At 34.1% G+C, this 13173-nt stretch carries 13 protein-coding genes; 2 read left to right on the top strand and 11 right to left on the bottom strand.

Features of this window, described 5'->3' with window-relative positions; genetic code table 11:
* Positions 1–24: 24 nt before the first annotated feature.
* The 11 genes from proC to M666_RS02585 form a co-directional block, all read right to left on the bottom strand.
* Entirely contained in the window at positions 25–825 is an 801-nt protein-coding gene (gene proC, locus M666_RS02635; protein ID WP_024479031.1) for a pyrroline-5-carboxylate reductase, read from the bottom strand.
* A gap of 103 nt (positions 826–928) precedes the next feature.
* Positions 929–1903: an N-acetyl-gamma-glutamyl-phosphate reductase gene (gene argC / locus M666_RS02630; RefSeq protein ID WP_029444975.1), complete on the bottom strand. Its 975-nt coding sequence runs from the start codon at positions 1901–1903 to the stop codon at positions 929–931.
* Complete coding sequence (locus M666_RS02625; RefSeq protein WP_151198018.1) at positions 1900–2322, bottom strand: hypothetical protein; 423 nt, start codon at positions 2320–2322, stop codon at positions 1900–1902. The genes argC and M666_RS02625 overlap by 4 nt, the downstream gene beginning before the upstream one ends.
* Positions 2306–3496: an argininosuccinate synthase gene (gene argG / locus M666_RS02620; RefSeq protein WP_024479028.1), complete on the bottom strand. Its 1191-nt coding sequence runs from the start codon at positions 3494–3496 to the stop codon at positions 2306–2308. Before argG ends, M666_RS02625 begins: the two co-directional genes overlap by 17 nt.
* Before the next feature lies 1 nt (position 3497).
* Positions 3498–4121: a GNAT family N-acetyltransferase gene (locus M666_RS02615; protein ID WP_024479027.1), complete on the bottom strand. Its 624-nt coding sequence runs from the start codon at positions 4119–4121 to the stop codon at positions 3498–3500.
* A 243-nt stretch (positions 4122–4364) separates the two neighbouring features.
* On the bottom strand, positions 4365–5699 hold the full coding sequence (locus M666_RS02610; protein WP_039325047.1) for an MptA/MptB family glycosyltransferase: 1335 nt from the start codon (positions 5697–5699) through the stop codon (positions 4365–4367).
* 2 nt (positions 5700–5701) lie between these two features.
* On the bottom strand, positions 5702–7186 hold the full coding sequence (locus M666_RS02605) for a cellulose synthase family protein (RefSeq protein ID WP_024479025.1): 1485 nt from the start codon (positions 7184–7186) through the stop codon (positions 5702–5704).
* A 1-nt stretch (position 7187) separates the two neighbouring features.
* Positions 7188–7877: a glycosyltransferase family 2 protein gene (locus M666_RS02600; RefSeq protein WP_024479024.1), complete on the bottom strand. Its 690-nt coding sequence runs from the start codon at positions 7875–7877 to the stop codon at positions 7188–7190.
* Positions 7877–8359, bottom strand: a complete 483-nt coding sequence (locus M666_RS02595) for a toxin-antitoxin system YwqK family antitoxin (RefSeq protein WP_024479023.1) — start codon at positions 8357–8359, stop codon at positions 7877–7879. Before M666_RS02595 ends, M666_RS02600 begins: the two co-directional genes overlap by 1 nt.
* A 6-nt stretch (positions 8360–8365) precedes the next feature.
* A complete protein-coding gene (locus M666_RS02590) occupies positions 8366–9946 on the bottom strand; it encodes a 4Fe-4S binding protein (protein ID WP_029444972.1) in 1581 nt (526 codons plus the stop codon).
* Between the two features lie 24 nt (positions 9947–9970).
* Positions 9971–11317: an NAD(P)/FAD-dependent oxidoreductase gene (locus M666_RS02585; protein ID WP_029444971.1), complete on the bottom strand. Its 1347-nt coding sequence runs from the start codon at positions 11315–11317 to the stop codon at positions 9971–9973.
* 215 nt (positions 11318–11532) lie between these two features.
* Here M666_RS02585 and M666_RS02580 point away from each other — a divergent pair, with 215 nt between their 5' ends.
* Both M666_RS02580 and M666_RS02575 read left to right on the top strand, forming a co-directional pair.
* Positions 11533–12249, top strand: a complete 717-nt coding sequence (locus tag M666_RS02580; protein WP_029444970.1) for a DUF547 domain-containing protein — start codon at positions 11533–11535, stop codon at positions 12247–12249.
* A gap of 39 nt (positions 12250–12288) precedes the next feature.
* Positions 12289–13158 carry a transporter family protein gene (locus M666_RS02575; protein WP_029444969.1) on the top strand — a complete coding sequence of 290 codons (870 nt, stop codon included), beginning with the start codon at positions 12289–12291 and terminating at the stop codon, positions 13156–13158.
* The last annotated feature ends 15 nt before the right edge of the window (positions 13159–13173 follow it).

Raw genomic sequence — 13173 nt, 5'->3', positions numbered from 1 at the left:
CGTTTTATTTTTACACGAATTAGGCTATTTGTTTTCTTCTTTAATACGACTAATTTTATCGTATGAAGCTACAATTCCTTGTATTAAAGAAGAGCTTAATCCTTGATGTTCCATTTCGTTTAATCCTTGAATCGTACAACCTTGAGGGGTTGTGACTCTATCTATTTCTGCCTCTGGATGGCTTCCTGATTCAATTAACAGGCCTGCCGCACCATTACAGGTATGCATGGCTAGCTCTTGAGCTTCTTTAGCGTCAAAACCTAATTGTATAGCTCCTTGAGTAGTAGCACGTATCATACGCATCCAAAAGGCAATTCCGCTAGCGCAAATTACAGTTGCCGCCTGCATTTGAGTTTCTGGAATTTCTAGCGAATGGCCCATTCTATTAAAAATAGCTAGAGCCAATTCAATCCTTTTTTGTCCTTTTTCATTAGAGCAAATACAAGTCATAGATTTTCCTACTGAAATGGCGGTATTGGGCATGCTTCTAATGATGTTTTGGTCATCTCCAACTACCGCTTCTATTTGAGCAATACTAAATCCGGTAATCGTAGAAATAAGCACATGCTTTTCGGTTAATAGATCTTTTATTTCGCCTAGGATTTTTACAAACTGATTGGGTTGAACAGCAAAAATTAAAATATCAGAATTTAATACAGCTTCCCTATTGTCTGAGGTTACCGTAACATTGCCGTACTTCTCAAATTTTTCAATGCTACCTGTTTTTCTTTTGGTAAGGTACATGGTGGTTGCCCCATTGCTACTTAAAATTCCTTTGGCAATGGCTAGACCTAAATTTCCTGCTCCTATAATTGCTATTTTCATTTGTAAAAAATTTTATTTTCATTGCCGCTAAGGCGGAAATTTATTTTGATGACTTCTAAAATGACCATCTTCTTTTTCGGTGTACGCTTACCGCCGATGGGTACTAGAATGCTGCCGCTTTTAAATTTAGCCCGCTATTTTCTGCTAGGCCAAACATTAGATTCATATTTTGTACTGCTTGCCCAGATGCCCCTTTTAATAAGTTATCTATTGCAGAAGTAATTAATAATCTATTGTTGTGTTTGTGTAAATGAATATGACACTGATTGGTGTTTACCACTTGCTTTAAGTGGATCTCTTGATCTGAGATTTGTGTAAACAGGGCTTCTTTATAAAAATCTTTATACAAGGTAATTGCCTCCTCCAAGGTACCGTCAAACTTGGTATATGCCGTAGCGAGTATGCCTCTAGGAAAGTTTCCTCTGGTGGGTAAAAATAATAACTCTCCCACGGGGGTTTCAAAAGAAGCTAAACTTTCGCCTATTTCTCCCAAATGTTGGTGTGTAAATGGCTTGTACCAAGACACATTATTATTTCTCCAGCTAAAATGTGTAGTTCCAGAAGGGCTAACACCAGCGCCAGTACTTCCAGTAACGGCATTGATATGGACTTCATCTCCTAATAGATTTGCTTTGGCCAATGGTAATAATGCTAATTGAATGGCTGTGGCAAAACATCCCGGATTTGCAATGTAGTTAGCTGTTTTTATTTTTTCTCTATTGGTCTCAGGCAAACCATAAATAAATTCCTTACCGTCTAATACAGCATCTGCATGTAAGCGGAAATCATTACTTAAATCAATAATTTTAGTATCTGAAGAAAAACTATGTTCTTTTAAGAAGCTTGTAGAATTCCCATGACCTAAGCACAAGAAAACAACAGCTACATTTAGATTTACAGTATCAGTAAATGCTAGGTCTGTAAGTCCTAATAAATCAGGATGTGCCGTGGTAATTTCTTTGCCTGCTCTTGTAGTGCTGTATACAAAATCTATTTCTGCTTCAGGATGGTTTAAAAGTATACGAATAAGTTCTCCACCCGTATATCCAGAACCACCGATTATGCCTGCTTTGATCATATTTTATTACTTAATTCAACTAATTTTGTAACCAATGTAGCCACTTTACTTACCTTGTCGGTTAATTCAAAAAATTTTGAAACCTTTGGAGATAAACTTTCGTTTAAATTTTCTTGATCCTCTTTGCTAAGATTTTCAAATTCTTTAATCCAATTTTCAAAATATGTTCTACCTCCAATTGTTAAACCCATCTGTATGTCCTCGACTAAATTTTCTGATATTAAATATTCAACCGCAGTTAGGTAGTCTTGATGGCTATAATCATCACCAAATATTTCCTTAATTTCATTTTTTAAATCACTTGTGTTTATTGGATTTTTTGTTCTTCCATTTGATTGAAGATAAATTTTAAATAACATCAAATGGATATAAAGATTCCTTGTTTCAAGTAATTTCAAGATACTATTCATCTCTGCCATTTACATGATTATATATTCTACCAGGATTTGAAAGAATTTTTATAAAACCTTTCGCATCGGTGGCAGACCATCCTTTGTTTTCTTCACCGTAACTTCCAAAAGCATCCGTCATTAAATCATGCTGAGATGAAATTCCGTTTAATCTAAATTGGAACGGATATAAGCTTAGGAAAACATCACCAGAAACATTTTTTTGAGTATCTGTCAAGAAAGCTTCAATATTTCGCATTACTTCATCCAAATAATTACCTTCATGTAACAACATGCCATAGAAATTACCTTGTTGTTCTTTTTGGTATTGTTGCCATTTTGTAAGCGTATGTTTCTCTAATAAATGATGCGCTTTGATGATGATTAAAGCAGCAGCAGCTTCAAAACCTACTCTACCTTTCGTCCCAATGATGGTATCACCAACGTGGATATCTCTACCAATGGCGTACTTAGAGGCCATAGCTTCTAGTTTTTCTATATTCGCCACAGGAATATCTTTAATCCCGTTTACAGCTACTAATTCTCCTTTTTCAAAAGTAAGTGTAACATCTGCAGGCTCTTTTTCTTGAAGTTGACTAGGGTATGCGCTGTCCGGTAATGCTTTATTAGAACTTAGTGTTTCTTCTCCACCCACAGATGTTCCCCAAAGTCCTCTATTGATAGAGTATTTAGCCTTTTCCCAAGGATAATCAATTCCGTTTTCTTTCAGGTAAGCAATTTCAGTTTCTCTAGATAATTTATTATCTCTAATAGGGGTGATGATTTCTATTTCTGGAGCGATAATCTGAAAGATCATATCAAAACGTACTTGATCATTTCCTGCGCCAGTACTACCGTGAGCAATATAATTGGCTCCTACCTTTTTGGCGTAGTTAACTATTTCAATAGCTTGTACAATACGCTCTGCACTAACAGAAAGTGGGTAGGTGTTATTTTTTAAGACATTCCCAAAAATTAAATACTTTACTACTTTATCATAAAACGTCTGTACGGCATCAATAGATTTGTATGAAGTAGCCCCTAATTCTAAAGATTTTTTTTCAATCTGACTTATTTCTTCTTTTGAAAAACCACCGGTATTTACACTCACGGCATGAACTTCAAATCCTTTGTCTTTTGATAAATGTTTCGCACAGTATGATGTGTCTAATCCGCCACTATAGGCTAAAACTAATTTTTTCATTTTATTTCTTTTTTAGGAAAAGGGATTCTTTTATACTTTTTAATCGCTTAAAAGCTTTTGTGTTTAATTTTTCTTTCTCTTCTTCAGCTTTCTTTTTTGATATTGCTTTAGGGTCATAAAGCATGGCAGTACATAGACACATTTTACGTTCTGTACGTGTAAGAATATCAAAATTTTTACAGGTTTGGCATCCTTTCCAAAACTCCGGATCATCAGTAAGCTCCGAGAATGTAGTTGGTTTATATCCTAACTCGTAATTAATTTTCATTACAGCCAATCCGGTAGTAATACCAAAAATTTTAGCATCAGGAAATTTTTCTCCCGAGAGTTCAAAGATTCGTTGCTTTATTTGCTTCGCTAAACCTCTATCTCTATAGTCTGGATGGACGATAAGACCAGAATTAGCGACATATTTTTCATGTCCCCAAATTTCAATATAGCAGAAGCCAGCAAATGTGGTTCCGTCTAATGCTATAACAGCGTTACCGTTTTCAAGTTTTTTACGAATATATTCTGGAGTGCGTTTTGCAATACCAGTACCACGAGTTTTTGCAGATTCTGCAATCGTATCACAGATAATTTCTGCATACTTAAAATGTGATTCGTTAGCAATTAGTAATTCCATTGCCAATTAGGATTTAAGAGTAAAAATATTAATGAAATGTTGTTTTGAGACTTAGCGGAAATGGACTCACCTATTTCCATAATTATAGTGCACCCTTACGGGCGGCGACGTGTAGGCGTAAATGAACGGGCAGATGCGAATGATCTGTCTGTAGTGAATATGTAATTGTTTTTGTTCATTATGAGTCAAAAGTACAAATAAAATCGACTTATCAACAGTAGTGTTTAAATTTTTACAAAAACTTTACAATTTGTTACGTTGTTTACTTAATTCGTAAATCATAAAAGAAAATACTAGCAGATATTCAATAGTAAGAATTCCTAAATGCTCCACATAATTAGGATCAGAATAGGCCCAATAACTAAGAATTACAGTGGCAGACCATACTAAAGCGTATCTATAGTTGGTGAAACAAGTAAGTACTACTAAAAAGATAATGTACCAAGGGTGTACTGTTGGTGATATGAAGTAATATATCGTAAGTATCCAAAGCATACTGCTTATTAAAGTACTCAGGTTGTCATTTTTTCTAAAAAAGGTAAAGGCTAATACCGTTAAGATAGTAATAATAGGCGTTAGCTTTCCGTAAGTTTTGATCAATTCCCAAGGTTTTGCATCAAAATAATTTACGCCTATTGTTTTAACAACATTATAAATGCTTGAATTAAACTCAAAATTAGAAAACCATAAGCCTACTGTCTTAGAATAATTAGCAATGAATTCTGAGGCGTAAAAGGGGAGGAGTAACGTTAGGATACTTAGTCCTACGATACTGTAAAAAGCAACACTTTTTTTAAACTTAAAATGAGTTAAAAAAAGAGGTAAAAATAAAAGCGGAACTAATTTGATACTTATAGAGCAAGCGTAAACTACAGCGGCAAGCTTCCAATTGTTCATTGATAATAAGTATAGAGACCACACAAAGAAAAATAGCATAACCCCTTCAAAATGGAGATTTCCTGTAAGCTCCATGATTACAAGCGGATTTAAGAAATACCAGAAGATTAAATGTGGTGATTTGTTCAGCTTGCGCAATAGTTTTCTCCCGAAATAAACAATTCCTATATCTGCAAGGATTATAGAGATACGCATAACTATTACAGCGCCTAAAATACTTTTACCACCGAGTAGTGCTGCAACTGCGAATATAAGCTGATTTAGGGGTGGGTAATTACTGTGAAACTTAGGACTTAACTCTCCCATCCCCGTAAGGAGTTCCTTGGCGTTGTCTATTACTAGATTGGGATCTAGAATAAGATCATTAGGAATGTTTAGATAGGGGTTAATAAGGTTACTCACCAATTCACCATCCCATATAAATCGATAAAAGTCTTGTGATAAGTTGGGAATTGTTACTAAGAATATAATTCTAAAAATTATTCCTGTAACGAGAATAAATTTTAGGTTTAGTTTTTCAAACTGTACTATTTTAAAACACAAAACTAGTAGCCCTATAAAAAGGACTACTAGTTTTGTAAATTCGGTTCTTTCAAAATGAAATGCGAATATGTAATATAAGATGCAACTTAAAAGCATCATTACCATTGGAACTTTATGAAGCTTCCAATATGATTTCATTCTTATGCTCTTGCCGTAAGTGATTTAAAGAATACGAATCCGAATCCTAAAAATAACATAAAGTGAAAAGGGAACAATCCAAAATCATTCAATGGAATAGCACTATACATTCCAAATAGGAAGTAGACCATTAATGCTGCTTCTATAATCATGTTTGGAGATAGTTTGGTAGCTAAATATTTATTTCCCTTCCAACTGTTCTTAATATTGTCTAAGTTAAACTTAGGCGTTCTAACAAATTCACTTCTTTTACCCATATGGCCTTCTAATACAGCAATAGAATTGTGTAAAGAGAAACCTAATGCTATAGAGAAGAAGGTGAAAAATAATTTTATATAGTCAATGAAATTATCAAAACTACTGCCTTGTATACTTTTGTAGGTAAACCAATAACAGACAAATAAGATAATAGTACTTACGATAAAGAAACTTGTAACTTCAAAAATCCAACCTAAATGGCCATAGCTGTTTTTGATATAAAGCATGGGAATACTTAATAGGGCTACTATGAATACGCATAGGAACATAGAACTATTAAGTAAATGCATTACCCCGTGAAATTTAGTTTTAAAAGGGATGTTTTTAGAAGAAACGACACTCGTAACTGTCTTTCTGAAATTCTCTGCACCACCCTTGTTCCATCTAAATTGTTGCGAACGTGCGGCGCTAATAACAACAGGTAATTCTGCAGGAGTTTCAACATCTTCAAGATATTTAAACTTCCAGTTCTTTAATTGAGCTCTGTAGCTTAGATCTAAATCTTCAGTTAAGGTATCGCCTTCCCAGTTACCAGCATCAAGAATACATTCTTTACGCCATATACCAGCAGTACCATTAAAATTGATAAAGTGTCCTTTTGCATTTCTCCCTACTTGTTCTAATGTAAAGTGAGCATCCAATGCAAAAGCTTGTATTCTAGTTAAGGTAGAATAGTCTCTGTTAATGTGGCCCCAACGGGTTTGCACTACCCCTATTTCTTGATCCTTAAAATAGATGATAGTCTTTTTTAGCCAATCTGCTGATGGCAAGAAATCTGCATCAAAAATTGCAATAAATTCACCTTTTGCAATTGTTAATCCTTCTTTAAGAGCACCTGCTTTAAAACCACTTCTATTCTCACGTCTTATGTGTTGAATGTCTAAGCCAGTCTCTTGTAATTTTTTAATATGTTCAGCAGTCTTTTCTACAGACTCATCTGTAGAATCATCAAGAACTTGAATCTCTAATTTACTTGATGGGTACTCTAATTTTGCAATATTTTCTAATAAACGATCCATTACATACTCCTCATTATAAACAGGAAGCTGAATGGTTACAAACGGAATTTCTTTGGGGTCTAATAGGTTGTACTTGGGGGCTGTTTCATTTTTTTTCTTATAACTTAAGTAGTTGAACAACAGGTTCAATTGCGCCAAACTATAAAAGAAAATTAAAACAAGAGCAATACTATAGATTGCGATGATAATGTAGGAAATTGTTAATGCCATCTTATTTTATACTGTATTTAAAAATCCAACTTAGGATTTTTATGCCTGCAAATATACTACCTTTTACGGTACCTGACACTTTTGATATGCCAATTCTTTTTTTATAACGTACTGGTACTTCGGTATATGTAAATTTCTTCTTTAAAACCTTCAATTGCATCTCTACAGTCCAGCCATAAGTTTCATCCTCCATGTTCAAGGCCAGTAATTTATCATATTTGATAGCTCTAAACGGGCCTAAGTCTGTAAATCTTGCATTGAAAAATAGTTTCATTAGAAAGGTTGCTAACCAATTTCCAAATATTTGCTGGGGTGTCATAGAACCATCTTCTCGTAACGCCTCATCCCTAGCTCCAATGACCATATCAATATCATCATGGAGTATAGGGGCAACTATTTTAGTGAGTTCTTCCGGGTAATCAGAATAGTCACCATCAACAAATACGATGATATATGGGTTTTTAGATGTTTTGGCGATATAATCCAGTCCTGCTAGGCAAGCATAACCATATCCTTTTCTGGTTTCTGTAAGTACTGTAGCGCCAGCGGCTTCAGCATTTTCAGCTGTGCTATCCGTAGAATTATTATTGACCACAATAATTTCAGAGACATTTCCGGGAATTTCTTTTATAACGTGGGCAATGGAATCTGCCTCATTATATGCGGGAATAATTACTATAATTTCTTTCATTATCTTAAGTCAGAAAGTTTATTCTCGCTTCTAAAACTAGAAAAGCTAAACCACTCTTTAATTTTTTCTCCATTTCTATACTTTTCTGCCGAAGTTAATTTCTGGTTGGTGTATTTTAAACAATACCCATCTTTGACTCCTTCACTAAGTTGGCATTTATGATTAATATGTCCGTTGCTATCATAAAACAACCACCACTTATATTTTTGACCGTATCTGTAGTTTCCTTCTTGTTTTAATTGTCCATTTTTAGTGAAATAAACCCAGTAATCTGTTTTGCTATTTTCTTTATAATGTCCTTGTTCAGAGAGACGACCATTTTCATAATAAAATTTCCAATAGCCGTTTTTCTTTCCGTTTTCTACCCAACCTTCAGATTTTAATATTCCGTTTTTGTAATAATTTTTAGAATATGTTTTCGCAAAAGCATTGGTATTTAGCAAAACAAAGGCGCAAACATAGAAAAAAGCTTTTAAATACATGATTGATTATTTTTTGTTCACTAACTCCATTAAATCAACATCATTTCCTAAAAGTACTTCTGTAGAATTAATTCTTCCTTCTTCCGGTCCGTTTTCTAATTTTAGAACTCCTCTAGGGCATACAGCAGAACATACGCCACAACCAACACAACTAGACCGTACAATGTTTTCTCCTTTTTGAGCATACGCTCTAACATCAATACCTTGCTCGCAATACGTAGAACAGTTACCACAAGAAATACACTGTCCGCCATTTGTAGTAATTCTAAAGCGTGATTTGAAACGTTGAACAAAGCCTAGGTAAGCAGCTAATGGACAACCGAATCTACACCAAACTCTATTTCCGAAAATCGGATAAAATCCTGTTCCAATAACTCCAGCGAAAATAGAACCAATTAATAAGCTATATAAATTTTGAATGCTAGAGGTTTTAATTCCTAATACGGTTCCTGTTTCTGCAAAAAAGCTATATAAGGTTAAGGCTGTCATGACTAATGCAAATAATAATACCCCATGAATTAACCAACGTTCTACTTTCCATGAGAATAAAGATTTGCTAGAGTGTTGTCTGTAAGGGTCTCCTAAGGTCTCTGCAAGACCACCGCAACCACATACCCAAGAGCAATACCATCTTTTGCCAAAGAAATAAACCATGACAGGAACAAAAACCAAGGTTAATACAATACCCCAAACTAAAATAAAAAGACCAATACCACCACTGTTTAAGAGTGATTTTAAATTCCATTGAAAAAAGAAATCATAATCTAAAGGGAAAGCATTTTTAAAATCATAGTACGGCATTTGTAAACGCACCATTATTTCAGGGATAAGAAATGCAAATACAATTTGAAAGAATAATACCGATGTAGTACGTACCATTTGATACACATTATGGCGGTATTTAATATACATTCTTGCAGCCATTACCGTCATTACAACACAATACATAAACCCGTAAACAAACCAGTGTCCGGCAGGATTACCGCTTAAACTTTCACTTATAGGATCTACTATGAAGGTCCAGTTTACAGCGTATTCTGATGCAAAATAGAGGACAAGGTAAAAAGAAACTAAGAAAATAAAGACCATCCATGCTATCCACCCCTTATTGGTGGCACTTTCATGGTAAACTCCATCATTTTTAATACCTTTTTTACCTAATAAAATAGCATTAGGTAATATGTACATTAACGCTCCAATAATGGCTAAGCCAAAAGTTAAGAACCACATGATACCTTTATTGTTAGCAATAAAACCAGTTCCTGACTTTTTACCAATAAGGGTAGCCATTTCACTGGAGCTGGTGTATATTTTTTTATCGTATTCTTTATTTTTTACGTGGGTTTCATTAGCGTTGTCTAAAGCATTTGCTACAAGAGGTGATAATCCTTGCATTCCAGAAAACTCCTTGCCTACAACGTTTTGATTTATATCCGCTATGAATACTTCGCTTTTTATATTTTTTTCAGCAACAATGCTATCAAATGAATTCTGATCTAATTTAAAGGTTCCTAATAATGGAACAGCGGTGAAGACAGCTAAGCCCGTCAAAAAGATAATAAGGCCAATTTTTTGTATTATTTTCATGTTATATTTTTTACCTTATTAAGATTAAGCTTTACTAAAAATTCTTTTCCAACTCTTTTTCTTGACACTGATGTTGGTGTTGTAAGTGTTATTAAATTGGCTTACAATTTCTTGCTCGTAAGCCTTGAAGAATTCTGGATCAAAATTGGCATCTTTTAAATGCTCAATGACAAATTCTATATTTTTATTTTCTGTGAGCCAGCGGTCAAAAATTTCGTGCCTCATTCTTATACCAAAAGTGTTTATTCCTAAGAATTGTCTAGTATCTTTATGTATGGCAATCGTTAGGCAGATATTTTCTTTTGCATGGCGCCAATGAAAATGTTCTTCATGGTCTTGTTTGCTTCGTTCGCTAAATACCCAACCATATGTTTGGTATTCAATATCTAAAAATTTAGCAGAATTAAACCAGTGTCCAGGTTTGTATTCCGTAGGGTTGCCACATAATGTTTGGGCAAGGGTTTCTCCCATCATTCTTCCTGTATACCAAACAGCTTCAATAGGTCTTCTGTTGCCAATACCTTCATGCTGTTCCGCACAATCTCCAATAGCGTAGATATCTTTGATATTGGTTTCTAAAAGTCTATTTACTTTTACTCCCCTTCCTAGTTCAATACCAGAGTCTTTAAGGAAATCAATATTAGGGGAAACTCCTGCTGTTAGTCCAACAACAGAACATTCTATAATATCTCCTTTATCTGTTCTAATTGCTCTTGCATGACCGTTTTCATCAGAAATAATTTCTTCTAAATTAGTCTCCAAGCGTAAATCTATATGGTGATCTAAAATATGCTCATTAATTAGTTGTGATTCTCCTTTAGGCAAAACGCCATTCCAAAAACTATTTTCTCGCACTAAAAAAGTGACAGGAATTTTTCTGCTGCGAAGCATTTCTGCCATCTCTATACCTATAAGTCCGCCACCAACAATTACGGCTCTCTTGCACACTTCTTTGTTTGGAGCATTTTTTTCAAGCTGTTCTAAATCTTGTTTAGAGTATAACCCTTGGACGCCTTTTAGGTCTTGACCTGGCCAACCAAATTTATTAGGTTTAGACCCTGTAGCTATAATTAACTTATCATAAGAAACAGATGTTCCGCCTTTTAATTTCAGGCTTTTATTTTCGTGATCTACTCTTTCTACAAAAGCATTTAATAACTCAATTCTATTCTTTTTCCAAAACCAATTCTCATACGGCTGTGTATGTTCAAACTTCATGTGCCCCATGTACACATACATTAAGGCCGTTCTAGAGAAGAAATATTCACTTTCTGCAGAGATGATTGTAATTTTTTTATCAGATAATTTTCGAATGTGTCTAGCGGCTGTAACACCTGCTATTCCATTTCCAATAATGACAATGTTTTCCATATGCTTTGATTGGTTGTTGGGTTTGAGTCGTAACTAGTTATGAGAACTTAACAAATTCTGAATATTTTATTTAAGTTTTTAAATAAAATATTTCTGTTATAGAATTGTGATATTCTTTGATTCTCTTTGAACCATCGAAACCAAGAAGCATTGTTATTGTTAGCATTTGAAAAGCTTCTCGACTTAGATGTAGATACTAATAAAAAGTTTAAGATATGAAAAAGAGTGTAGGTATAGTATTTTTTTTAATAGGAATTAACTTTAGTTTCGCACAGTCAACTACAGATTTTATTTACAAAGCAGATGCTTTTTTTAAAACGTATGTGACTGATGGTAGCGTTAATTATAAAGCAGTAAAGAAGAATAAAACCGATTTATTAGATTTAAAAACAATGCTGGCAACGCAAACTGTTGCTAAGGAAAACACGAAAGAGTATCAAGCTTTTTGGATCAATGCGTATAATATATCTGTAATTGACGGTGTAGTTGCTAATTACCCTATAAAATCTCCTTTAGATGTAGCAGGCTTTTTTGATAAAATCACCTATAAAATAGGAGGAACAAACATCACCCTTAATGATATAGAAAATAAGAAATTAAGAGCAGAGTTTCCTAAAGAAGCACGCTTTCATTTTGTGTTAGTCTGTGCAGGTTTAGGTTGTCCTCCGATAATAAATACAGCTTATAAAGCAGCTACATTAGACCATCAACTTACACAACAAACAAAGAAAGCAATCAACAACCCAAGCTTTATTGTGGTAGAAAAGAATAAAGTAAAAATCTCTCAATTATTTGAGTGGTATAAAAAAGATTTTTTACAAAAAGATGCATCTGTAACAGATTTCATCAATAGATATAAAACAGAAAAACTTCCGGAAGGTGCAAAAGTGGGCTATTACAGCTATGATTGGCGTCTAAACGAAACTAAATAACTAACTAAAGGAAATTAAGATAATCAAAGAATAAAAATTATGAAAAACAAAAATTACATAGCATTGGCAGTATTGGTCTTAGCAACCTCATTTGGGTTTGCACAAGATGAAGAAGAGAAAAGTAATATTCAACAATATACCCCCTCAAAATTAATAGGGAAAGGACAGTATGATGTAAAATGGTTTAACAACTTATATACGCAAACAGAGAGTACTTTTTCTGAAGGCAAAGAACCGAGACAAACATTTTTCACCTCTAGTTTAGAAGCGTATACGGGTGTTGGTGAAAATAAAAGATGGAATGTTGGTGCTATTCTAGAATTTAGATCAAACGTTATAAATGATAGAAGTGCTTTAGATGTTTTTAAATTTGATGGAGAAGAGTCTTCGGCCCGTTCAGGACTTACCTCTATTGCGCCTTCTGTAAAATTTGTGCCTTTTACAGCGGTGAGTAATTTCAGTATTCAGAGTTCATTTTTTATTCCTTTAGTCGATAATGAAACAGAGAATGGTGTGTTCTTAGATCAAAAAGGGTATACTTGGCAAAATAGATTTTTCTATGATTATACCTTTCCAGGAGATAAATGGCAATTATTCTCTGAGCTAAATTCAGAACTTCATTTTGGTGATAAAGAAGAAAGTTTTGCGAATAACAGCTTAAGCTTAACTCCTGGGTTATTTTTAAGTTACTTTCCAAGCAGCAAATTTACAGTGCTAGCACTAGCGCAACACTCTCAAAGATTAGATTTAGGAAATGATTTTTCTCAAGATTTTACAGCCGTAGGTGGAGGAGCAAAATACCAATTAACCAAAGCACTAAATCTAGAACTGCTGTATACAAATTTTGTTAGAGGTTCTAATACTGGACTAGGAGAAACCTTTAACTTAGGATTACGAGGTATTTTTTAAAGCCTGTTTAATAAA

Source organism: Cellulophaga baltica 18 (assembly GCF_000468615.2).
GTDB classification, from domain to species: domain Bacteria; phylum Bacteroidota; class Bacteroidia; order Flavobacteriales; family Flavobacteriaceae; genus Cellulophaga; species Cellulophaga baltica.
This window is presented reverse-complemented; position numbering and strand designations above follow the sequence as displayed.